Source organism: Paludisphaera rhizosphaerae (assembly GCF_011065895.1).
In the GTDB taxonomy this organism is placed as follows: Bacteria; Planctomycetota; Planctomycetia; order Isosphaerales; family Isosphaeraceae; genus Paludisphaera; species Paludisphaera rhizosphaerae.
Genome location: NZ_JAALCR010000014.1, coordinates 130,270 through 154,226, shown reverse-complemented (window position 1 = coordinate 154,226; position 23,957 = coordinate 130,270). Strand labels below are relative to the sequence as shown.

Genomic DNA, 23,957 nt, shown 5'->3' with positions numbered 1-23,957 from the left:
CCGAATGGAACTTACAGCGACCGCCGTCAACCCGGCCACGACCCAAACGAACCCAACGCTCAAAGACGCGGGGCCAGAACCGATCGGTCGATTCCGCCCACCTTGCAACCGCGCCCAACTCCGAGACCTCACCCCGATCCGAGGACTGAATCGCTCGGGTCTTCGCCATACGAAGCCAAACTCGAACAACCCACAAAATCATGCCTGACAATGACTTCCATCCACAAAACGCCTGCATCCCCGAGGCGATCGAACCCGATCCGAAGCCAATCCCGTGGTCGCCCTTCGACGGCGGCTCGGCTTGTCCCTGGATTGACGCGGCAGCCATAATGTAAGGATTCCCCTGATCGCATCTCCGAGCCATCGACGCAACATCATGACGCCCCAGGCGATCGCCCCACCCCCCTGTTCCGCACGCAACGAGGCCCCGACGCAGCTTCCCGAGCTGCCGATGGTGTCGATCGCCCTTCCTCCCTTGCCGACCAGCCGGGCGGAGATGGAGGCCCGGGGATGGGACGCCGTCGACGTGGTCTTCGTCACGGGCGACGCCTACGTCGATCATCCGGCCTTCGCGATGGGGATCCTCGGCCGCGTGCTGGAGGCGGCCGGATTCCGGGTCGCGATCCTGAGCCAGCCCGACTGGCGGAGCGCCGAGCCCTGGCGGCAGTTCGGCCGTCCGCGCCTGTTCTTCGGCGTCAGCGCCGGGAACATGGACAGCATGATCAACCACTACACGGCCAACAAGAAGGTCCGCAACGACGACGCCTACAGCCCCGGCGGCAAGATCGGCCTGCGACCCGACCGGGCCACGATCCCCTACTCCCACCGGTCTCGCGAAGCCTTCCCCGGCGTACCCGTGATCGCCGGCGGCGTGGAGGCCTCGCTCCGTCGCCTGGCCCATTACGACTACTGGAGTGACACGGTCAAGCGGTCGATCCTCCTCGACTCCAAGGCCGACCTCGTCGTCTTCGGCATGGGCGAGCAGCAGATCGTCGAGATCGCCCGCCGCCTCAGGGCCGGCGAGACGGTCAAGGATCTCCGCGACATGCGCGGAACCGCCTATGCGATGGGCGCCAGCGAGACCCCGCCGGCCGACTCCCTCGTCCTGCCGACCTACGACGAGGTGAAGACCGACAAGCTCAAGTTCGCCGAAGCGACCAAGCGGATCCACATGGAGACGAACCCACTGAACGCGAAGCGGCTGGTCCAGTACCACGACCGCCAGGCCGTCGTCTGCAACCCGCCCGCCCTGCCGATCAGCCAGGAGGACATGGACCGCGTCTACGGCCTGCCGTATACCCGACGGCCGCACCCCATGTACAAGGGGCAGCGGATCCCGGCGTTCGAGGTCGTCAAGGATTCGGTGACGATCATGCGCGGCTGCTTCGGCGGCTGCACCTTTTGCTCGATCACGACCCACCAGGGGCGGATCATCCAGTCGCGGTCGCAGGATTCGATCCTGACCGAGCTGAAGAAGATGACCGAGGACCCGAAGTTCTCGGGCGTCGTCTCGGACATCGGCGGCCCCACGGCGAACATGTACGAGATGCGCTGCACGCGGCCCGAAGTCGAGGCGAAGTGCAAGCGACTGTCGTGCGTCCATCCCAAGGTCTGCAAGCTGCTGGGGACGGATCACGGCCCGCTGATCGACCTGATGAAGAAGAGCCGGGAGACGCCGGGGATCGAGAAGGTCCACGTGGCGTCGGGCATCCGGATGGACCTCGCCCAGCTTTCGCCGAAGTACCTGGAAGACCTGGCGCGGCACCACGTCGGCGGCACCTTGAAGGTCGCCCCCGAGCACACCGACTCCAACGTGCTCAAACTGATGAAGAAGCCCAACCAGGAAGACTACGCCGGCTTCGCCGACGCCTTCGCCGAGGCCAGCCGCAAGGCCGGCAAGAAGCAGTTTCTGGTGCCGTATTACATCGCCTCGCACCCCGGCAGCGACCTGAACGCGATGATCGAGCTGGCCGTCTTCCTCAAGCAAAACGGCTACAAGCCCGACCAGGTCCAGGACTTCATCCCGGCCCCCTTCGACATCGCCACCTGCATGTACTACACCGGCCGAGACCCCTTCACCGGCGAAGAGGTCTACGTCGCCCAGCACCTCCGCGACCGCAAGCTCCAGCGCGCCTTGATGCAGTTCTTCAAGCCCGAGAACTACTTCCTCGTTCGTGAGGCCCTGCTCAAGGCGGACCGAGCCGACCTCATCGGCGGCGGTTGCGACTGCCTGATCCCAGCCCAAGCGCCCAAAGCGGCCCTCGAGGCCCGACGGCGGCACGCGAACGAGGCCGGCCAGGGCGACCACTATCACTCCATCGCCAACCCGGCGAAGGGCAAGCCGGCCGGCGAACGCGAAATGCAGAAACAGGGCTACCGACCCGGTCGGAGCACGGCCCGTCGTCAGGACAAGAAGCCTGGACGCGGCGGCGGCCGGCCCGGGTCGAAGTCGTCGTAACGGTCGGTCCGATCCCTCATCATCCCCAGCTCCGTCTAGCCTCGTGATCACGCGATTTGAATAGGGCTCATCGTCCCACCCCACCTTCCTCCAGGAATTCGTTCGGTTTGTGTCCGGTCGGCGTCTGGTTGGTGATTTTTCCTTAACGCGAGCAACGAGCCGCGTTCAGACTCACCAACCTCGCACCCGGAGTTCACCATGAGCCTCTTCGCTTCCCGATCCGACCGGCGTCTTTCCCGCACGAAAAACCGTCCCCGGCTTGAATCGCTCGAGGGCCGCCAATTGATGTCTCTGGCCAGTGAGTTCTCGGCCCCCGTGAACACGACGACCCGCAACGCCCAGTTCAGCTCCGCCAACGCCAGTTCGAGCAACGGCTCGTCGGTCGTGGTCTGGACCGACACATTCAGCTCCACCGACCACGACATCCGCGCCCAGCGATTCAACGCCGCCGGACAGAAGGTCGGCTCGGAGATCGTCGTCAGCTTCAGCAGCCTCGACGAAGGGTCGCCCGCCGTGGCGATGGACGCCGGTGGGAACTTCGTCGTGACGTGGATGCAAACCGTGGGCAGCGATACCAACGTCGTCGCCCAGCGGTTCAGTGCCGCCGGCACGCCGGTCGGCGGGATCGTCCAGGTCGGCGCCGGGACGTTCAGGGAGCACAACCCCTCGATCGCCATGGACGCCCGCGGCGACTTCGTGGTGGCCTACACCCGAGACACCAACTACGTTGGAGACAACACGCCGGACGTCTTCGCCAAGCTGTACAACTCCAGCAACCAACTCCTCAACGTGATCAACGTCGCCGTGACCGCCTCGGCCGACGACCGCGCGAGCGTTGCGATGACCCCCGACGGCCGGTTCAACGTCGCGTGGGAGCATACCTACAGCACGAACGATCACGACATCTACATGAACCGCTACAATGCCTCGGGCGGACTGCTGGGGACCAACTTCATCGACACCAGCACCGCGTTCGAGTCACGGCCGAGCGTCTCCATGGACGACGCGGGCAATTCGGTCGTCGCCTGGCAGCGACAGACCTTCGGCAACAACGACATCCTCGCCCGCCGCGTGAGCTCCACGGGCGTGATGAGCAGCACGCTCTCGATCGCCGCGACCTCCTTCAGCGAGGAGAGCCCGAAGGTCGCGCTGAAGCGCAGCGGCGGTGCGTTCGTGGTCGTCTACAACGGCTTCGACCAGACGAGCGAACACGTCCGCGTCGCCGAGGTCTCGTCCTCGAACAACATCACGAGATACGATGCCGGGATCCGCTCGGACGCCTCGGTCAGCATCAACAGCGTCGGCCAGTACGTTGTGACCTACACGTCGAACGACGGCGGCGACCTGAACATCCGGCGTCGCCTCGGGCACCTTTGAGAATCGCCCGCCGCGAACCGACGTCATCTGAACCCCGCCACGGTCCACTCGACCGAGGCGGGGAGCTTCATTTCCAAGGCAGGCCGTTATGAACGGTGTTGGGACGTCTTGAGCCACGCGAGAGCGCCAGCTATGCTGGCTGGGTCTTCCAATCGCGCGTCCGGGCCAAAGCAACCACGTTACGCCGCCATCTGGTTTGCCCCTGACATAGGACGAAGAAATCAACGCCGCCCGATGCCTGCGCGAACTCAAACGGTAGCGGCCGCAACCGATCGCGGCGAGCCTATCTGCCGCGGTCGCAACGTTCAAAATCTCCGCACCACCCTCCCGAGACCGCTCCGAACATGTCCCGCAGCAACTCACGTCCCCCTCGTCGCGGTCCCTCCTCGACCGGCCCGAAGCCGAAGTCTCGCCCGCCGGCGGAACGGGCTGAGGCTCGCCCTGAACCTCGACACCAGACCTCTTCTCGCGGCAAGACGATGCCGGCGCTGGCGGCTCTCATCGCCGCGATCGCGCCTAAGGTTCTCCGCGACGTCCTCGACAACGGCAAGCGTCTCGAATCGGCGATCGTCGAGGCGCAGGGGGAAGACGCCGGCAAGCGGGCCACGCGGTCGGACCGAAAGCTGATCAACCAGTCGCTGGCGTCGCTCGTCCGCTGGTGGGGCTGGATCGAGCCCCTCCGACTGGTGCACGTCGAGGAGCAATTGCTCCTCGCCTGGCTGCTGGATTCGGCCGAACTGCCGGCCGTCCCGCGGATCTGGGCCAGCAAATCGGCCCGCCTCCACTCCAGCCTGTTCGTCGGCGGCGACGCCCCTAACTGGACGGCTCGCGCTGAGACGCTCAAGCGGTTCGTCGCCGGCCGCGCCGTGGCCGCCGACCCCTGGATGCTCTTCCCCGCCTGGCTTCGCGACGAACTCCCCCTGCCTCCCGGCGACGAATCGCCCAAGCTCCGGCGTCTGGCGTTCCTGCACGCCGTTCAGGCTCCACCCAGTCTGTGGACGGCAGTGCGCGGCAAGCCAGCGAAAGACGTCTGGAACGAACTGCGCGAAGCGGGCCACAAGCCCTGGATCCAGCGTAAGCTCGAATCCGCCGCCCGACTGGATCGCGACGCCGACCTCCGGCCGATCGAATCGTTCCTGGAAGGCTCGCTGATCGTCGAGGACCTGGGCTCTCAAGCCGTCGCGAAGGTCTGCGACCCCGATCCCGGCGAGCGCTGGTGGGATCTGGGCGAGGGCTCCAGCCTTCTCGCCCTCGGCCTCGCCGACGAGATGCGCGGCAAGGGGACGATCATCTCGACCTTCGAGCACGAGCCGGCCCGACGCTCGGCGGCCCTGAAGCTCCGGAAGACCCCGTACCGGAACGTCGCCGCCAAGGCCTGGGACGGCCGCCACGCCCCCGGCAAGCCCGGCACGTTTGACGGCGTTCTCGTCTCCCCACCCAGCTCGGGCGTGGGCTCGTGGCGGCGGCACCCGGAGGTGCGCTGGATCGTCAAGAAGGATCAACTCGCCGAGCTGGCGGAGCGTCAGAAGCAGCTTCTGAACCTGGCCGCGGCGGCGGTCAAGCCCGGCGGCGTCATCGTCTATACCGTGGGCACAGCCACCCTCCGCGAGACGTCCAAGCTCATTGAGGAATTCCTCCAGGAGCATTCGGATTTCCGCCTCGACCCGTTCCCGCACCCCCTGGACGAGGACGACACGCCGGGCACGCTCCAGCTCTGGCCGCAGCTCCACGATTGCGAGACCCGTTTCATCGCGCGTCTCGTCCGAACGACGAAGCCGGCCGGTTCCTGAATCGCAGGGCTGGACGAACCAGGGCTCAGAACGTACTCTGGTGGGGTCTTTGACAACTCACGACCGGGTAGCTCAGTCGGTAGAGCAACGGACTTCAAAGGCGGCCGGATTTCTGCCGCACAATAGGAGCCTCGCGCGGGAAGAAACCGAACCGCGACGAGTGAATGCCGCTATTTGCTGGAACGCCCTGAGAGCCACTCGCACCACAACGCGGCCGGCGACGGCGAACGTGACGGTTCGAAAAGCGAGGGGATTGGGCCATCAGCAGGCAAGGCGCCGGGGGATCCTCGGCATCAGCCTCAGAGACTAAACGCGGCACGCCTGCGACGGCGAAGATATAGTCCAGACCTTCAACCCGCTCCTCCCTTCGGAAGGGCGGCGGTCGGCGAGAGCCGATGAGGTAAGTTAATCCGTTGGTCCTGGGTTCGAGTCCCAGCCCGGTCACTCGCGACAGAAGCCGACCCCGTAGGACAAGGAGCGTCAGAAGCCCTTGTTTTACTGGGTCCGAGCTTCATGCTCGGTTGCTCATCCGAAATCGTCCTCTTGTCAGCATGGGACGGGGTGAGACCGGCAGCGTCCCCTGCGCACGGCAAATACGCGGAAAGGGGATCATTGATGGGTTCTCCGTCACCACCCTTTCCGGGCCTCAAACTCGGCATCGAGAGGGCGGCCCGTTCGACGTCCTCGGCCCTGGGCCGGGTGTAGCGGTCGGTCAGGCCGGGCGTGCTGTGCCGCATGATCCGTTGAGCGACCCGGGGAGTCACCCCTGCGGCGTCCAGCATGGTCGCGGTCTGACATCTCAGGCTGTGGAAGTCGAAGTAGCGTCCAGCCTCGTCGACGTAAGGGATGCCTGCGGCCTCCAGGTCGACCCGGAGCATCTCCGCCCCTCTGTCGGCCGGCAGCGGAAATACGGGTTCCCCCTGGGGCCCCTGCTCCACGAAGGGCCGCAGGTCGCTCGCCAGGTCGTGAGGGAGAGTCTGGGTGGCCGATCGGCCGTTCTTGGCGTAGGCGGCCGTCACGTCGACCGTGGCGGGGGTCGACGACCAGTCGAAGGACGCCGGCCGGATGCTCCGGATTTCCGAGTAGCGGAGGCCCGTGGCGACCGCGAGCCGGTAGGCCAACGAGCGGGCCAAGCCGGCCACGCCCAACGCGACGGGACCGAGCCTGGCGGCCTCGATGAGCCGACGCAGCTCCTCGACCCCGAGGGTCCGCCGATCGTGGCGACGGTCCTCCTCGGCGTTGAAGCCCTTGACCGAACGAAGGGAAGCCTCCCGCGTCCGTCGCGTGTCGAGGCACCAGATGTCGAACGATCGGACGGCGGCCCTATGATGATTGAGGCTTTGGAGGGACATCCCGCGGGACTTGAGAGCCCCCAGGGCCGACCGCACGCGCTCGGCGGTCAGATCCGAGAGCCGCCCGGCCTCCAACCGCTCGGATACAGCCAGGTCCCTGGATTCTCGGTCGGCGGCGGTCGCTCGCCGTGGATACTCCGTCTCGGCGGCGCCGGCCCCCATGACGATGGCGGAAAGCCGCCGGACGCGAGACAGGGACATCGAGACGTGGCGGTCGGTCCCGCCGGAGTCGACGAGCGACTTCCCCCACGCCTCGATGTGCTCTCCCAGAGGCCTTCGGCCGTGCTCCCTCAAAGCCAGGTCTCGGGGGTCGACGAGGCCCGCTCTGACCTTGGAGGCCTCCGCCTCAGCGGCTGCGGCCATCTGCTCCGTGACTCGCTTGTCTGGACAGCCCTTGACCTCGGAACGCTTCCCGGCGGCGTTCGTGTACGTGAAGTACCAGTTCCTGCCCTTCTTTCGAAAACTGGCCATCGTTCGGCCTCCTGTGTCTAGAGCGGCGACCGCTTGAATTGCCCACGGCGGAGGAGAAAGGGGACTGGCTCCCGGCGCGAGAGCCTCGGCTCTTGGTATCAACCTGGCGGCCGGGTGCCTGTCCCCTTTCTCCGGGCATCCCCGAGGCCGCTTCGGAGCCAAGGGGGACAGCCACCTTCGCTGCGCTGCGGAGCCAGTCCCCGTTGACTCCTCCGCTCCTGGTGCAACCCGATCGTTCGTCGCTCTAGTTCGTGGGTTCTCACCGCTTCGCGGATCTGAGTCAATTCCAACCTTCCAGGTCTTCGACCTCGCTCGATTCGCCCCAGCTCCAGGACTCCAGTTCGCCCCAGGTGGGCCGGGGGGCTTCCCGGATCGCTCGCAGCCAGTGGTTGCGGACCACGTTGCATCCCAGCCCGTGGGCGTCGGTCCAGTCCTTCGCCGGGGTAGGCGGCCGGACGCGGGCGGCCCACGCGAGATTCAGCCAGGGCGCGGCCGCCGCCTCCCCGGCCGGGTCCGCGTCGTGGGCGACGTACCAGCGAGGGTTCCGGAGCAGCCGAGCCAGGACGCCCGGGTCGACCTTCGACGACGCCGAGCCGAGCGTGACGACGCTCGCGAAGTCGCCGATCAGTTGGTCCAGCAGCATCGCGTCGAACTCGCCCTCGACGATCACCAGGGGGCGGCCCGGCCGGATCGCCTCCGGGGAGGGGAAGGTCCCGGGGGCGGCCCGGTAGGCCTCGACGTACTTCGGCCGGCCGTCGTCCAGGCGGCGGACCTTGACCAACGCCAGCCGGCCCCCGTCGAACCATGGGACGACGACCCCCGACGCCCGGAACGTCCGGTCGCCGTCCCTCGTCGGGACCATCACCGGATCTGCGAACCCCAGCCGGGCCGAGCGGATCGTCTCGTCCTCCAGGCCGCGGCGTTGCAGGTAGGCGAGAGCCTCGGCCCCGGCCGGCGTCCAGAGCCGTGCGACGGCCGCTTCCACGACCCTGGCGGCCTCGCCCGCGGGGAGCCCGGACGGACTCGCCGGGGGCCGCGCGGCGGCTTGCACGACCTTGGGGCGGTAGGACGACGGCTCGAACGTCCCGAAGCCCCCCGAGAGTTCGACGGCCCGCCTGGCTGCGTCGGGGAAGAGACGGCCCTCCAGCTGCATGACCAGGTCCACCGCGTCCCCACGCGCCCCACATCCGAAGCATTTCCACCCGCCGTGGCGGACGACGAAGCTCGGGTTGCGGTCGGGGTGGAACGGGCACACCCACCAGAGGCCCGAAGCGTCTTGCCGAGCCGGTTCGCCCAGCAATGCGGCCGCCACAGCCTCTTCATCGACGCCGCCTTTCATGGCGTCCCAATCGAGACGCTCGCGAGGGACCTTCGGGACCGACGTCGAGGGCATGAGGCTGGCTCCCAACATACCTATGGGCCTTCAAAACCCTCAAAACCTTCAAAACGCGATTGCTGCGACACAAGGTATTTCTGCAAAGCGAGTTAGGAAACCGATCGTCGAAAGTCGATTTCCTTCAAAACCCCTTCAAAACTCCCCTCGACACCTTCAAAACCCCTCCCACTTCGACCGAGAGGGCCTATTCACGGCGTCGGGGCGGGCAGCAGGACGGGGTTCACGTCGAAGACGGGGCCCTTGGGGCGGCCTCCCTTGGAGCCGTCCGACGGTGCCTTCGCGGGGCGGATCGCGTTCATCTTGGCGAGGTGGAGCAACGCGGCGTCGAGGGCGTCCTGCTTGATCCAGTCCCGGGCCTGCTTGACGTCGCGTTCGCTGAACGTGCGGATCCCCTTGGACTTCACCCAGCGGACGATCGCGTCGACGGCCTTGCCTTCGGCCCCCGGCAGGTCCAGGGACACGTCGCCGTGCGCCCGCCGCGCGTGGCTCTTGAAGTAGGCCGCGAGCCGCCACGCGTCGAGGACGTGACGCTCCGCGACGTCGGGGACGTCGAAGGGGTCGGCCGTGGGATCGCCGGCGTGATCCATGAGGCCGAGGACCAGGGCCAGGCGGTCCGCGTAGGCGGACAGCTTCCCCCACGTGGATGCGAGGGACGGGTTGAAGCCGGGGTCGTTCATCTCGCGGGCGTGGCCCCGCCGCAGCCGCTTACGCGCGGCCTTCGCCTCCGGCGTCATGCGGGCGACGAACGAGACTTCGCCGTTCATCGGGCGGGCCCAGAGGCGGCCGACGAGGGCCCTCCAGTCGTCGGCCGCGGCGTCGGAGACGCCGTCCTCGTCCTCGACCTCGGGGATCCCCATCGGCTCGGGGTAGACGAAGAGGAACCGCTCGATGAACCCGTCGTCCGGCGAGTTGGGGTCGACGAACTTGGGCAGGTTGCCGGGGGTCGTCCCCCCGACGATCGACAGGCAGGGATGGGGCGAGCGGACGGGCACGCCGTTGTCGTCGCCCACGCGGTCCTTGATGATCTTCTTGCCCGACCAGGCCGTGAGGAGGCCCTCCTTGTCCGTCCCGCGCCCGCCCTTGTGCTCGCCGAACGAGCCCATGAGGGACGACAACTCGTCCTTGATCCCGAGCAGGCCGCGGGGGTTGTCTCGCAGCAGGATCGGCAGCTTCTCGAGCTTGAAGTTGTCGACGTCGATCCGCCGCGGCCGGGGGCGGGGCGGCAGCTCCGACTCCTTCGCCTTGGGCCCCATCGCCTTGCACTCCGCCTTCCACCGGAGGTCGTCGGCCTCGTAGGCGCGGGCGAGGTCGGCGTCGATGGCGTGGATCGGGCCCGCGGCCAGGTCCAGCGCCGGGGACTTGCCCGACGTGGGCGGCCCGATGATCGCGACGAACAGGGACGCCGAGGCGAAGTGGCCGGGCTTGACGAGGAGCGAGGCGGAACGGCCGATCGCGCCGCCGGCCACGCCCAGGACCGCCCCCGCGACGAAGTCGACCGGGCAGCCGATCGACTTCGCGCCTTCCACCGCGAGGCGACAGGCGGCGGGCGGCAAAACCTCCAGAGGGAACGGCTCCGCGGCCGGCCGATCGGCCAGCCGCAGCGGCCCCCACGAGTCGGCCGACGTCGGGTCGCCCTCGCCCCGCATCATCGCCAGGACCGCCGGCCCTTGTTGATCCGGGGGCACGCCGGCCGCCCATTCCGTGGCGGCGAGTTTTTCGGCCGTGCTCATCGACGGCCCCTCCTCGAAGCGACGTCGCTCTCGAAGATCACGTCGCAGTCGGCGCAGTACCAGCGTTCGCAGCCCCTGGACGCGCCCTCGAGCTTCGAGGGCCTCGAGCAGATGGGGCAGCGGCGGGCGCGGCGGCGGGGATGGAACCGGCCGCACGTCGGGCAGACGTCGATTTGCAGTTTTGGTATTATATTGTGTTCAATATTTGATTCTTGACGGCGCAGAAATTCCATCGTATACTTCTTCCTATCCCGTGGCTGGGATCCTGCTTGAGTTGGGAGACTCACAAGGCGGCGAGGGCGGTGGATCGCCTTCGCCGCTTTTCCGTGCGCTCAGCGGGCCGGCCGGCTCGCCATGCGGGCGATGGCCTCGTCGACGTCCTTCGACCGCCAACGACGCAGATTGCGGACGCGGAAGCCCGACGGAAACTCGCCGGACGCGGCCATCCGAAACACTGTCCGCGTGCTGACGCTCAAGCGTTCGGCGACCTGCTCGACGGTGAGCAGAGCGGATGGGAATTCAGAGACGGCGTTCATGGTGGTGGGTCTCGTCGGGTGTCGTTTGTGGTGCTGTTTCCTTCGTCGGGTGAAGTGTAAGGGCCGCTTCGGAGTTCCTGATTTACTCCGGCGATCGGCGGCGAATTGCTCCGGGACCGAGACTGCGTGTTCCAGTACTTGACCGCGTGTGACTCGCATGAAAAAAAGCGCCGGAGTAAATCAACGGGCCTTGACGGGGAATTTACTCCGGCTTCCTCCGATGCCATCTCACTCGTCCACGCGCCGCATTGACGGCTTTCACAGTCATCCCAAACGCGTTGGCTAGATCCACAAGATTTTCATATTGGCCGCTCTCCCAAGCCTGCTCTATCCGACAGTCCTTCTGGCTGGCGGCGGTTTTAGGCCTTCCGCGTCTGCGAGGGGGCTTCGTCGGCGTCGAAGTCGGCGTGGCGAGCGCGGAGGCCGAGAGCGCGGAGGGATTGGCGGAATTCAGCCAGGTGTCAGCTTCGTGGGTGCCGTCCGCTTCCTCGCTCTGCCTGAGCTTCTCGGGATCCAGCGTCCAAAGTGGAGGCTGCGTGTTTTCGACGTAGACCGCAACGCATACACGAACAAACGCTCGCCAGTGACTCCAAGGGCCGGAGTTAGGCCATGTCGCGACGATGGCACGAACGATCTCAGGCCAGCGACATGGGCCGCCCACGTAGGGGCGCAGGTCGTCCGCCCTCGTGTTGACGATGCCGGCGGTGGAAATGTCCGATATGTCAACGCAGTGAGTTACCACGGTGTTCATAACCGTCAGGGCCTTCTCCCATGGCTCACCTGGAAGGGATGTCTCCGTGAGGTCGCACAGAGCCTCGCTCAACTCCCACGAAGGAGGCAGGATATCGAGCGGCCTACCATCAGGCAGAGCAACTAGACGAGGCGCGTGCGCGTCAGACATCGGCATCTATCTCCCTGGCACGGGCCGACTCCGACCGACGCCCCAGGGAGAGCGCCGGCCGGAGGTCGCGTCGGGCGTTGACGGTTTCGAACCCGTCGACGCCACCCGGTGAACTGGATTATACGTGGCCGGACGATCACTTCCACCGTCGGTCAACCGGCTCCCTATCGCCCTGGCTGGAGCCGGGACCGTGCCTGCTGGCAGCATCGGGGTCAGTTGTGGGCCGGGACGAACCGGTCTGCGTCCTCGGCCTCATCCTCATCGCCGAGGTTGCTCGTGTCGGCGTCGTCGATGACGTGTACCCGCTCGACGTCCCCGTCGAAGTCCTCTGGTTCGACGAGGACGGTCGTGCCGCCGAATCTCACGGCTCTGCTCTCCGCGGGGACCGCGTCGGCCGCGTAGCCGTGGGCCAACCGGACGATCGTGTTCAGGATCTTGTCGATGCAGCCCTGGCGATCCCCGATGGTGCCCGGGTCGTGATAGATCTCCAACGCGGCTGCCAGCAGCCGGCCCATCGGCGTCTTCGCCTGCACCTCATCCGTGGACGCGGCCTCGGCCTGCTGAACCGGCTTCGCTTCGAAGTCTTCCGGCTTGCCCACGACCATCCGCAGGACGCCGTAGGGAGCGATGTCGACCTCGAGGCAGTAATCGTCGCCGGTCGCCACCAGGCCGTATGCCGCCTTCAGGCAGGCCTTGACCGCCTCGGCCAGCTCGGCGGAGTTGGTTGGCGGCCCGGTCCTGCCGGTGTGCCGCTTCGAATCCACCCGCTCCAGGATGTCGGGGAAATTCCGCTTCCGCATCGCGGCGACTTCGTCCGGGGTCCAGCCGATCTCCTCGCAAACCTTCCCGGCCATGACGGCGCGGGCGGCGGCCTCCGCTTCGGGGGAGAGCGGCCCGCCCAGGTCGAGGCGGAAGTTGACCTGTTCGACCGGAGGTTCGCCTGCGGCCTCCCAGGCGTCCAGCAAGGCTTGCTGATCCTCGTCGAGGTATACCCACTTCATGCCGGTCGCCTCGCGGTCCTGGACGATCACCATGGCCCCCGGACCGTCCTCCAGGTCCACCATCGCTTCGATCCCCCACCGGCTCCGTTCAAGTTCGTCCGGCATGATCCCCAGCCCGTCCCGGATGAACAGTTCGACCGCCCGGCCCAGGTCGCGCGACGTCTTCGGCGTCCGCCAGCTCTCGATGACGCTTCCCATCTGATTGATCCCCTCCGATGCTCTCAGCCTTAATGTGCGGGTTATGCCGCCCGGCGTGAGGCCGGGCGACGGCGGGTGTTTGTCAGGAAGCCAGTTCGGCCAGGCTGTGAGACGTGGACAGTCGTTGGAGCGCTTCCTGTATCAGGCGATTCGTATAGCGAGTCGAGACGCCGAGTTCGCGAGCCACGTCTTTTCGTCGCATGCCTTTGATGTAGCGGAGCCGCACCGCGCGACGCTGGCGGGCCGGGAGCGACTGGACGGCGCGCTGGAACCGGATCCGCGATTCGGAGTCGATCCTCGGACCTTCCCTCCGATCCTCGATCGCAGAGAGCAGGTCGGAACCGTCGACGCCGATCGACGTCGACCCCCAGACGACCTGCACCCCGAGCCCCGCCTCTTCGGCCTTCCGAGGGACTCGGACCAGGCCTTCCAGCCCGCGGGCGCGGGCGTAGGTGATCTCAGCCTTGATGCAGAACGTCGCGTATCCGTAGAAGCCGAATCCCTTCTCCGGCTTGAAGCTCGAAGCCGCGTAGATTAGTCCCATAGTCCCGTGCGCCTCGCGGTCTTCAGGGGACGACCACCGGGTCATGAACCAGGAAGCCACATTCCGCGGCAACCAGGCGTATCGCTCGGCCATCTGCTTTTGATCTTCGGTCAGCGGTTGCCACCAGCGGCCGCTCAGGGCGCGTACTTGCGTCGCCATCACAGAACCCTCCGACTCGTAGGCAGTGAGACGAGCGGCCGGGGACCATCCCCGGCCGCGGCGACGTCGGAGGTCAGCCGACGGCCAGCCCTGCAGCCATCAGGTCGGCGTCGGTCATCAGGTCAGGATAGGCGGCGTTGTAGAGATCGTCCCAGTCGGCGTCAGAACGGGCGGCCTCGGCGTCGGAGAAGCCGCGGGCTAAGACCTCGAGGGGCGTCGGAGCCCAGCGGTCGGCGTCGGTCCAGGCGTCCCATTGGGAGGCGTCGGCGTAGTCGAAGACGTGCGGCGGGCTGAAGTATACGAGATCCGAATCGTCGGGCCAGCTCAGCGGATCCCGGAGGAAATCGGCGCTGATCTCCTCGTGGTCGTCGCAGTTCCCGGCGATCGGGGGGGGCGCGAGCAGTTCGTCACGCAGGGAGGTCATGCGGAGGGCCGTCAGGTCGTCCAGGGCCTTCTCGACGGCCGTGATGAGTCCGAGAGCGGCGATCGAGCCGCAACGGCTCTCGGCGGCGGCCAGAGTCTTCGTGCTGTCCAGGGAGACGGTCAGGGAAGCGGCGATCTTGTCCAGAGTGGTATGTTGAGACATGGTAGGCTCCTATTCGCGTAGGCGCTTTCCAAGGGCCGGGGACGGTGTTACCAGCACCACCCCGGCCCGCTTTCGTTTCCGGGCCTTCTCGACCCGACAACCATATCCTAGCTACTTTGCTACCGTAGTCAAGTAGCAAAGTGTTATTTATTCGATTGCTACCGATGGTGGACTTGCGTATCATTCCAGTGTCGGGCGGTGTAGTTTGCTACGATGGCCACTGTGGAGACTTCGCACGATGGCGGCACTGCTGGAACAAACGCCGATGGCTGGTGACAAGCCCCGGACGCTGAGCGTTAAACTCGAAATGGACGTCGTGGAGTCGGCGCGCATCGTGACCGCCTACCGCGACGAGAGCATGACTGAACTACTCAGCGCCATCCTCCGGCCCGTGCTGGCGCAGATGGAGCAAGAGGAGATGGCCAAGAGGATGAAGGCCACCCGCAAGACGAAAGGCAATCCGGAATGAGCACTCCCCCCGCAAGCGCCCCCGGCCCACGCCTACTTTCCACTCCCACGAAGCGAACCGAGTCGGCCGACGTCATCGCGGCCATCGAGGTTTACAAGCAGGCGGCCGAATCGTGGGGGCTGCACCTGGAAGGCGAAGGCCACGACCTCGCGCGGGCTGATTACGATGCGGCCTCCCAAACGCTCGCCGACGCCCTCTGTTCGTTCCTCGACTGGCGTGAGCCGGTCAAGCGGTTCGTGCGTTACCAGGGATGCCTGTGGACCTGTCCCGAGGCCGGCACCGGCGGCTACGGCGACGATCACATCGTCTGCTTCGACCCGGCCGACGTGGGTCAGTTCACGGTGGACTTGGACGCCTCGGAGGGCTGATCGATGTTCCTCCGCGTTGTCGCAGTCCAGGGAGGTCCTTGAAGCCGGCGAGCATCCGCCCGCTCCGCACTTCGTCACGTCATCGTCCAGGGACATGCTTGCGAGGCATCCCGACCTCTACGCCGGGGGTGACCAGACGAAGGCTCTTCTGGTGACCCCGCTCTTGACGCTGAAGGGGGACGCCGAAATCCTGCGGATCTCCACGGACGACCTGTGGAGGATCAAGGCGAGCGAGCTTCCCGACGACCTAGCGAGTGCCCTCGGTGACCCAGCTTCGCAAAAGACAAACGGCAGGTCGAGCACCACTGGAATGCAACCTTCGGATCCCGTTTGATTCCAGTTGTTTCTTTTTATTGTCAACTTCTTGCTTCTTCCGTCGGCACCATTGTTCAATGTATGGGATTCTACAGGCAATACGTGTCGCACACGCGTGTGGAGGGGCTGGGACCTTGTCAGGCGACGGGGGAGCCACGAGGATCATAGCGAGTAGATCTGAAAGACGCCGAGCGGTGGTTTCATCGCGTTTAGTGCTGACTGCTCGCATCAGAAGGCCCGATCTCTCGTGGAATAACGAATCGGAGTACTTCAATGGGATATCCCACGCGCCGCGACTTCTTGACAGTGTCCGGCTTGTTGCTTGCTCAGGATCCGGGCGTGCAGAAATCGGCGAAGAAGAAGTCGCGGCGAGCAGCCACGGCGAAGGAGCTGATCCGGCCGGGGGAACCGTTCGACTACCGGCCCATGGCGATGGATGCGGCGAAGTGGGACGCCAAGCGGGTCAGCACTTGGATGTTCCCCTGGATCGGTCGCCGGATCGCGCTGCTGACCGACTCGCTGAAGTTCGACCGCAGCATTATCGCCGAGTTCGTGTCGCGACTCGACGCCGGATGGGCGGTCTATGCCGACTTCGTCGGCGAGGTTCCGAGGCTGTTCCACCACATCGACGGCCGGGGGACGATCGCGGCGGTCCCGGGAGAGCTGACCTGCGGCGGGGGCTGCGGCTACCTGGGCCAGACCGGCATCGAGGTCATCCACTTCTACGCCGACGACTATCCGCTGGCCGTCCAGAGCCCCAAAGCATTCAAAAATTATTACTTCTATGAGATGGGGCGGAACTACTTCGTCTTCGGCGACCGACACTCCCAGTTCGGCACCGGCTTCGCCGTGTTCATGCGGCACGTCTGCATGGAAGTCCTGAAGCTTGAGGTCGCGCCCGGTGACCAGGGGGCGCTGGAATGGATCGAGACCCTGGAGGGCCAGATCGAAAAGACCGACCTCACCTTCCTCAAGGCGTTCACCATGCAGGGGGGCCTCGGCGAGAAGGACCGCCGGCATCCGAACCTGACGGCCAACCAGACCGACATATACGCCTCGGCCATGATGCGGCTGCGTCGCGAGGTCGGAGGCGACCGCTGGCTCCGGCGCTTCTATCGCGTCCTCGGCGAGTGCCCCGAGGTTACTCCGGACTCACCCGAGGGTGCCCTGCGACAAGGCCTCATATGGTACGTGGCGGCCTCGACGGCCGCGGGCCGCGACCTGGGCCGCTACTTCGTCGATCGCTGGCGGCTTCCGCTGAGCCCTTCGACTCGAAAGGCCCTCGCCCGCGCGGAATGGGGCGCGATCCATCCCGCCGCACTCCTTGACAACATCCCCATCGAGTTCCGGATTTGAGGTGCCGACGGGCCTTATTCCAGAGCCTCGGGCCAGAATAAGGTTAGAGCCAGAACCAGCTCATGGACTTGATAATGTTGAACGGGCCTCTGCCGAGGATCCTTTCCCCAGCTGTCCCCTGTACCTGCTTCAATCCCTGAAGCTGGCTAGACGTGGCTCGACCGGATCGAGCGAAGGTTGGACAGCCTTGGGACCCGCGATCCGACCATGGAGTCGTATGCGACGGCCGCGGCCGTCGAGCGGTTCCGCGACGCCTACACGAACGCCTACCTTGACGCCCCTCCGCCTGCCCTGTCGAACGAAGACGGCCGCAGCAGGACTCCAAGCCCTCGGCTGGATGTGAAAGCTTGAGCTAAGCCCCTACACCTCGTCTCGGACTATCACCGAGGCAGCTGTTTGAGAAACAGTGGACTTAAAATCCCCGCTCGCCCAGGCCGACCGCCGAGGCGGCGGTGTGTCGAAGCAGAGGCTGGCCTTGCCACAAGCGAGTGACACTCGGCACCGCTATTCGCAGGTGTCCATACCTATCCATGGGGTGCGTCGAACCCCAGCTCCGGAAAACTGAGTTCGTCTACGATGATCAAGCCAGATGCTTCGAAACCCCTAGTGGCCCGCCTAGGCTTGCGAACGAGGACGATCTCGACGATCAGAGTTCTGATCACAGCCCCATCGGGATCCGCCAGGAAGCCATACCAAACGCCACATCGAACCCACCCTGATTCAGCCTTGAGTAGCATATGGCGCTCGTTCCCCGAACCTCCTACCGTCGCTTCGACTCGGGTAGCAACGAGGTCGTAGTAGTCGGGCCACCGGGCTAGGCGTCCAGTCATTCGTGTAGGTAGTCCCATTCTGCCGCCAGAGTTGGTCGCGCGTATCACGACCGAGTTCTATAAGGTATCCTTCGTTGTGAATCAACGCGGGATGAGCAGTAGCCGGATTCTGGACGCAAGTAATGCCCCAAAGCTTGTCCTTTACTGTAGATACGCATGTATTCCGAGAGCTCGGCGAACTGCTCGTCGGCCGGGATTCCACGGCCCTTCTGGAGTTGATTAAGAACTGCTACGATGCAGATGCTACACATGTCGTGGTTACTGCGGCCGATTTGGCCGATAGGGCCCGAGGGAGGGTCGTGATCCGCGACAATGGCTGTGGCATGGATGAAGAGCGGTTCCGCCTTGGTTTCCTTCGAATTGCTTCACGATTCAAGGAGATCGACCGCCGGTCTGACTTCTATCGACGTCGGGTGACGGGCTCCAAGGGTATTGGGCGGCTGGCGGCACATAAGCTCGCCATGCTCATGGAAGTCGATTCTGTGCGAGGAAATCCCGGACAAACGGCTAAGGAGGCGATCAAGGCATCGATCGATTGGGAGAAGATCGAATCCCGAACGACCCTGAATGAACTCGTGGATGAAATTACGCTCGAAAGCGTAAAGCGAACTCGGCCCGCTCCATCCGGGACGACGATCTCGCTCAGCAAACTTAGGCGACCGTGGGACGAGAGGGAGAGGGCCAGATTCATCGCCGAATGCCGTTCTTTCCAGCCTCCATCGATCCTGACGGAGGCGTTGCCGAGCAAGCTGTTCGGGGATCAACTCCTATTCGGCAGGCCTCAGCTCAGGGATGCGTCGAGCGAGGACCCGGGATGCTCGGTCGACCTCGAAGGCGATTTCAGCGAAGGCGACAATTATTGGGAAGTGCTCCTGACCCATGCCCGATGGGTGGTAGAGATTGACTGCAAGTCGGATAAACGGACGGTCAAGTACGCAATTTCTCCGACATTATCCACAAAAAAGGAAAACCCTGCTGCAACTCGGCGTGAGTTCTCGCACCCACACCCGGATCCCGAATCGGGACCGTTTTTCCAGGCGCGGATACTCATTCGCTCGCGCCTGATCGTGGACAAACTGGTCCGCGGATGGGCACACCAAACGAGCGGTATTCGCGTCTATCTCGAAGGGTTTCGAGTCCTTCCATATGGGGATCGGGGCGATGACTGGCTGAGCCTGGACGCCAACACGGCACGCCGAAGTTGGGATAAAAATCCCATCACCGAGAGTATGGTCGCCGGTGAGAGCGGCACCGCGGGAGACTGGCAGCTTTTCGTGCTGCCGAACAACTCCTATACCGGCGCGGTATTCCTGACCCAGGACGACGCTCCGACACTTCGAATGCTGGTCAACAGAGAAGGGTTCGTCGCCGAGAAGGGTTATGACGTCCTCGTCGACATTGTGAAGCGTGCCCTCGACCTGGCGACCCGGACGCGGGCGGCCGCCCGCCGGGAGAATCCATCTCAGAAAAAGGGTGGCGACGGCCCCTCCGCAAGGCTCTCGCCTACGGGGGCCGACACCCCTCTCTCTCCGGCCACCCTACCGCCGCGCTCAGAGGCGATTGAGACGGCCAAATCGTCGCTCATGGAGGGGCTGCGAGAGGCCAGAGACGCGCTGACCAAGAGGAATGACCTGGAGACGACGAAGATCGCTGACAGGCTCGTGGTGACGCAGAAGGCCGCCGCCGAAGTGATCCGCGCGGCCGAAAGCAGCGAGGACTCCGCCGCCATGTCTCGCGTGCTCTCCTCCCTTGGCACCCAGATGGCCAGCTTCGTACATGAGATCAACGGGATGCTCGGGAGCGCCACGGCCGTCTATCAATCGCTCGGACGGCTCCGCGAGGACCGCAGCCTCCCGACATCCGTCCGTTCAAAGCTGACTCCCATCTACAAGGATGCGGGCGATCTGAGGAGACAGATTGAACGTCAGGCCGCCTACATGGTCGAGATTACCTCCACGGACGCGAGGAGGCGACGCAGCAGGCAGCCTCTCGGCGACCGCTTCGACGCCGCGACGAGGCTCGTAGCGCCGGCCATAGATCGCAGGGGTATTCGCCTGCGAAATGAGATACCGAAGGGGCTCAAGTCGCCCCCGATGTTCCCGGCCGAGCTCACCGTCGTATTCTCGAATTTGCTGACGAACGCGGTGAAGGCCGCCGCTGAGGACGGCGAGATCCTCGCGCGTGGCTCGTCCGATGGCGGCAGGCAAACGGTCGTTATCGAGAATTCCGGCGCGGCGGTCGACCTCGGCGAATCAGAGCGATGGTTTCGGCCGTTCGAGTCGACGACGGCCGAGGTCGACAGCGCCCTGGGGCAAGGCATGGGACTAGGGCTGACGATTACCAGGGACATCCTTGAGCAATATGGAGCCACAGTCCGGTTCGTCCCGCCTTCCGTTGGCTTCGCCACTGCCGTCGAAGTCCAGTTCCACGACGTGAAGGATAATCAGTGAGTAGCCACCCAATCGAATGTTCGCCGGGCCCCGCCACGCCGGCCAGGGTGCTGGTAGTAGATGACCGGCCGGATGAACAAAACGGGGCGATTCGATTCGCCGAGGGCGTGGACGCTCGGGTCGAACACCCTGATAGCGTCGACCTGGAGATGCTCGAGGACGTCGACCTGGTCCTGGTCGACTACGATATCAGCGACTGGCCGGGTCGCAGTAAGGTGACGGAGATATCTCTACAGCCCATCAATGGCATGGCGCTTGCAGCGGTGCTACGGGAACACGCGAATCGCTTGAATCGGCCCACGGGGTTCGCGATTCATACCGGCGAGGCACGCATGTTCTCGCTCACCCCCGCCGAGCCTCGCGCCCACCTGCTGGCCCGTACCCACAACCTTGAGTGGGTCTTCATCAAGGGAAATCCCTCAGCCGTCGGCCCCCAAGTAGCGTCTTTGGCGAACGCCATCCGGTCGCTTCCCGAGTCCTGGCCGTACGAAGACCGAGGGGCCATCGAGATAGAAGTCAGGAAGCTGCTGGCATTGCCCGACCCGGAAAGCGATGATACGCCCGGCTGGATCAATGCCGCGATTCGCGACGTCGCACAGTGCCGCCCGCCTGTCTCCGAAGTGGCGCACCGCAACCACGGGCTTCTCTTCGTCCGCTGGGTTTTGCATCGCATATTGCCCTATCCCTGCTTCCTGTTTGATACACACCACCTGGCGGTCCGGCTCAGGGTGACCCACGCCTCCCTGGTGGCGGCCATGAAGGGCGACCTCGGCCAGTTTTTCGAGCCGGCCGCTTATCAGGGCGTTCTTCGCGGTTTCCTCGGCAAGAGATGGTGGCGGGCCGGAATCGAATCCCTGCTCTGGGAACTCGGGGGAAGTACGACGGCGAAGAGGCTCCTCGCTCAGCTCCCAGCGAACGCGGGCTTGCCCCTGCGGCCGCTGGACCTCGTCGATCCGGTCGTCTGTATCGACCAGGACTATGCCACAATGGACGAGCCGTGCGGGGGCGGCGATGTCGTCAGGATCGTGCCCGACGATTGGCCGTCGTATGCCGGCCAGGCATGGACCACCGTGGCCCTCGCCCGCCGATTTCCCCGAATGGCGGCGATCGTGGCCGAGGCCGATTCGGATCGTTTGATGACGACGCCGGAAGGGTGAGATGGCGATGCATAGCGGTCGCGATGAGCCCCCAAACGAACTGCAATTCTCCTTCGCCGAAATGCTCAGGGAGATCAAGGAGTTTTCTCACATCGCGCTGTCCGGGGACTTCCTCGCGCCGGGGGCCGAGCGAGTCCTGGATCAATTCTACGGGCACCTCGAACAAATCCGGCGGTCGGCCCCATTGCAGGGGAGCCTCGGCGGTCGGCCCGGGTCCATATATAAATGGGCGATATTCGATGAAGACGCGATCATCACCCGACCTAGCACAAATTACGAGCGAGGAAGGCGTTCCGGGGGAGTCGAAATCAGTGCGAAGGTCACGGCGATCTGGCAGATACGCCCGGCACCGAGGGCGAAGAAATCCAAGGAATCCGAATCGTTCCATGTCGCCGGCAAGGCAAGCGTGAAGGTCGAGTGGCACGAAACCCTCGAGCAACAGCTCATCGAACCGCTCGGCATGTGGCGAATGGAGTTGGCGGACGGGGCGTCGCCGGGCTGCTATTTCCACGCACAGATCCAGGGCGAGGATGGGCGGAAGGAACGACCCTTCCCGCATTCGGTGCCGGTCCCTAGGCTCCCTTGCATCGCCTTCACGCCGATGGCGGTGCTCGAGTTCGTGCTCGGGGAACTCTTCCAGGATTTGTGGGAAGGCCACACGCGTGCGAACACTTCGAGCGTCGAGACCTGGCGCGGGATCCAGCGCAGCAGGCTGGAGCGGCTGCTCGGGTGGCAGCAGCAGATGATCCGCGACAACAGCGCCCCCCCGTGGACCGCCCTCAAGTCGGCCCGTCCCCATGTCGGGTTGTTTTGCGAATGAACGCCGCCCCCAACATCACAGCTCCCGACGAATGCAAGGTTTTCACACCGCCCGAACTGGCGAGGGCCATGGCGCGGGTGCTGCGCGACGATCCGGGGTTTCTATGGCTCGAACCGTGCGTGGGCAAAGGCGTCTTCCTGGACGCGTTGGCGGAAGCGGGGGTCGACAGGTCGAGGATTACGGCCATCGAGTTGGATCGGCACGATCTCCACCGGCATTGCGGCGAGTATCACCCCGGAACGGAGTTCCTGGACTGGTCACTCAATACGGGGGCCCGATTCGATCGGATTATTGGCAACCCCCCGTTCCTCAAACTCCACAAGGCCCACTCGAACGTGGTGCAGGCCGCGCTGCGAATCGAGCGCCCGGGCGGCGGCACCGTGCCCCTTCGCGCGAATTGCTGGTACGCGTTTTTATGCGCCTGTCTCAGGCTGTTGAAGCCCGGGGGTGGCCTCTGCCTGATACTTCCGGCCGGGTGGGAATATGCCGACTATGCCAGGGATTTGCGGCAACACTTGCCGAGATGCTTCGCGCGCGTCGAGGTCGTCCGCGGGGCCAGGTCGTTCTTCCAGGGTATCCTGGACGGCTGCGTCGTCCTGATCGCGGAGGGCTATGGCGAGCCCAGCGTGATTTGCAATCGTTCGCAGTTCCGCACCCTGCCGGAAGTCATCCAACACCTCATAGGCGGCCGGGATGGAATTGGACCGACGACGGGAGCCGTGACGTCCCCGTCGCCGCATCCCTGCGGCCCGGAGACTAGGCGATTCGGCGATGTCGCCAGGGTACGCATCGGGGCGGTGACCGGTGCCGCCGACTACTTCCTCATGAGTGAGGCCAAACGGATCGAGCTTCGAATAGATCTCCAATACCTAACGCGAGTCATCACGAAGGCGCGACACCTCGAAGGCGCGGCCATCAACTCGGCTGCTTGGCGAGATCTGCGGGAGCGCGGGGAAAGAGTCTGGCTCTTCCTACCGCCGGCCCGTTGCGAAAGCTTCCCGGAAGTCATCACGGAGTATCTCGCCATCGGGCTGGAGCGGGGGGTTGACAAAGGCCAGAAGGCGAGGGAAAGGGAGTACTGGTTCAGGACGGAGATTAACCCTCCCGCTGATGGATTTATGAGCGGCATGTCGTCGATCGGCCCGTGGCTTTGCCTCAATCGGGCTAGGGATCTGACCGCGACCAATACGCTCTACACGATCCACTTCCGCAAGCGGCTGAAATTGCGGGAGAAGGCAGCATGGGCGTTGGCGTTGATAAGCTCGACCACTGCGTCGCAACATGCCGCCAACGGACGTTTCTACTCTAAAGGTTTGCTGAAGTTTGAACCGCAAGACGTCATGGACCTGAGGGTCCCCATTCCGGTTGATACTTCCAATTCCGCCCTGAGGGCGTACGATATCATCGTTCCGGAGTTGCTCTTGGGGGATGCGGCGACGGCTCGAAGACTGGCCGAGGAATTCGTAACCAGCGGGGCCATGCCGTCCACCCGGCGGAAATCAAATCAGTGCCTGCCTTGCGAACCTGCCGCTTCTTCTTCGCCTTCATGATCCTCACGAGCGCCCGCAGTACGAATGCCCGGGTCAGCCGCTGTGCTCCCCTTGCTTCCTCGCCATCTTGAAGTAATTGGGGTTCATCCGGCTGAAGCGTGCGCGGGGGCTTGAAAGGGGTGGACATGCTGATTCCACTTGGA

At 64.8% G+C, this 23,957-nt stretch carries 18 protein-coding genes; 11 read left to right on the top strand and 7 right to left on the bottom strand.

All coding sequences use genetic code 11. The annotated features are described in order from the left end of the window. Positions 1-373: 373 nt before the first annotated feature. The 3 genes from G5C50_RS18975 (at position 374) to G5C50_RS18965 (ending at position 5,625) form a co-directional block, all read left to right on the top strand. Positions 374-2,458 carry a YgiQ family radical SAM protein gene (locus G5C50_RS18975; RefSeq protein ID WP_407673570.1) on the top strand — a complete coding sequence of 695 codons (2,085 nt, stop codon included), beginning with the start codon at positions 374-376 and terminating at the stop codon, positions 2,456-2,458. A 285-nt stretch (positions 2,459-2,743) separates the two neighbouring features. Beyond that, positions 2,744-3,835, top strand: coding sequence for a hypothetical protein (locus G5C50_RS18970; RefSeq protein WP_165071864.1), 1,092 nt, complete (start codon positions 2,744-2,746; stop codon positions 3,833-3,835). A 344-nt stretch (positions 3,836-4,179) separates the two neighbouring features. Then, on the top strand, positions 4,180-5,625 hold the full coding sequence (locus G5C50_RS18965; RefSeq protein ID WP_165071862.1) for an RsmB/NOP family class I SAM-dependent RNA methyltransferase: 1,446 nt from the start codon (positions 4,180-4,182) through the stop codon (positions 5,623-5,625). Positions 5,626-5,975: 350 nt separating this feature from the next. Here the strand turns inward: G5C50_RS18965 and G5C50_RS18960 are convergent, their stop codons facing one another. From G5C50_RS18960 to G5C50_RS18930, 7 genes are all read right to left on the bottom strand, one after another. Next, positions 5,976-7,448: a tyrosine-type recombinase/integrase gene (locus tag G5C50_RS18960; RefSeq protein ID WP_165071860.1), complete on the bottom strand. Its 1,473-nt coding sequence runs from the start codon at positions 7,446-7,448 to the stop codon at positions 5,976-5,978. A gap of 280 nt (positions 7,449-7,728) precedes the next feature. Next, complete coding sequence (locus G5C50_RS18955; protein WP_165071858.1) at positions 7,729-8,841, bottom strand: CHC2 zinc finger domain-containing protein; 1,113 nt, start codon at positions 8,839-8,841, stop codon at positions 7,729-7,731. 191 nt (positions 8,842-9,032) lie between these two features. Further along, on the bottom strand, positions 9,033-10,574 hold the full coding sequence (locus tag G5C50_RS18950; protein WP_165071856.1) for a DUF3987 domain-containing protein: 1,542 nt from the start codon (positions 10,572-10,574) through the stop codon (positions 9,033-9,035). A gap of 332 nt (positions 10,575-10,906) precedes the next feature. Further along, positions 10,907-11,110, bottom strand: coding sequence for a helix-turn-helix transcriptional regulator (locus G5C50_RS18945; RefSeq protein ID WP_165071854.1), 204 nt, complete (start codon positions 11,108-11,110; stop codon positions 10,907-10,909). A 1,113-nt stretch (positions 11,111-12,223) separates the two neighbouring features. Next, positions 12,224-13,210 (bottom strand): hypothetical protein, encoded by a 987-nt coding sequence (locus G5C50_RS18940; protein WP_165071853.1) that lies wholly within the window; start codon positions 13,208-13,210, stop codon positions 12,224-12,226. Between the two features lie 82 nt (positions 13,211-13,292). Next, positions 13,293-13,913 carry a sigma-70 family RNA polymerase sigma factor gene (locus G5C50_RS18935; RefSeq protein WP_165071851.1) on the bottom strand — a complete coding sequence of 207 codons (621 nt, stop codon included), beginning with the start codon at positions 13,911-13,913 and terminating at the stop codon, positions 13,293-13,295. A gap of 73 nt (positions 13,914-13,986) precedes the next feature. Next, positions 13,987-14,499: a hypothetical protein gene (locus G5C50_RS18930; protein ID WP_165071849.1), complete on the bottom strand. Its 513-nt coding sequence runs from the start codon at positions 14,497-14,499 to the stop codon at positions 13,987-13,989. A 238-nt stretch (positions 14,500-14,737) separates the two neighbouring features. Here G5C50_RS18930 and G5C50_RS18925 point away from each other — a divergent pair, with 238 nt between their 5' ends. The 8 genes from G5C50_RS18925 (at position 14,738) to G5C50_RS18890 (ending at position 23,814) form a co-directional block, all read left to right on the top strand. Beyond that, complete coding sequence (locus tag G5C50_RS18925) at positions 14,738-14,968, top strand: hypothetical protein (RefSeq protein WP_165071848.1); 231 nt, start codon at positions 14,738-14,740, stop codon at positions 14,966-14,968. Then, positions 14,965-15,336 (top strand): hypothetical protein, encoded by a 372-nt coding sequence (locus G5C50_RS18920; protein ID WP_165071846.1) that lies wholly within the window; start codon positions 14,965-14,967, stop codon positions 15,334-15,336. The genes G5C50_RS18925 and G5C50_RS18920 overlap by 4 nt, the downstream gene beginning before the upstream one ends. A 588-nt stretch (positions 15,337-15,924) precedes the next feature. Further along, the gene (locus G5C50_RS18915) at positions 15,925-17,007 is read left to right on the top strand and encodes a hypothetical protein (protein ID WP_206107765.1); all 1,083 of its coding nucleotides are present in this window, start codon (positions 15,925-15,927) and stop codon (positions 17,005-17,007) included. A 177-nt stretch (positions 17,008-17,184) separates the two neighbouring features. Beyond that, a complete protein-coding gene (locus G5C50_RS18910) occupies positions 17,185-17,358 on the top strand; it encodes a hypothetical protein (RefSeq protein ID WP_165071843.1) in 174 nt (57 codons plus the stop codon). Positions 17,359-17,959: 601 nt separating this feature from the next. Then, a complete protein-coding gene (locus tag G5C50_RS18905) occupies positions 17,960-20,287 on the top strand; it encodes a sensor histidine kinase (RefSeq protein WP_165071841.1) in 2,328 nt (775 codons plus the stop codon). Continuing rightward, positions 20,284-21,444, top strand: a complete 1,161-nt coding sequence (locus tag G5C50_RS18900; RefSeq protein WP_165071840.1) for a hypothetical protein — start codon at positions 20,284-20,286, stop codon at positions 21,442-21,444. The genes G5C50_RS18905 and G5C50_RS18900 overlap by 4 nt, the downstream gene beginning before the upstream one ends. A gap of 1 nt (position 21,445) precedes the next feature. Next, entirely contained in the window at positions 21,446-22,264 is an 819-nt protein-coding gene (locus G5C50_RS18895) for a hypothetical protein (RefSeq protein ID WP_165071838.1), read from the top strand. Further along, the gene (locus G5C50_RS18890) at positions 22,261-23,814 is read left to right on the top strand and encodes an SAM-dependent DNA methyltransferase (RefSeq protein WP_165071836.1); all 1,554 of its coding nucleotides are present in this window, start codon (positions 22,261-22,263) and stop codon (positions 23,812-23,814) included. The genes G5C50_RS18895 and G5C50_RS18890 overlap by 4 nt, the downstream gene beginning before the upstream one ends. The last annotated feature ends 143 nt before the right edge of the window (positions 23,815-23,957 follow it).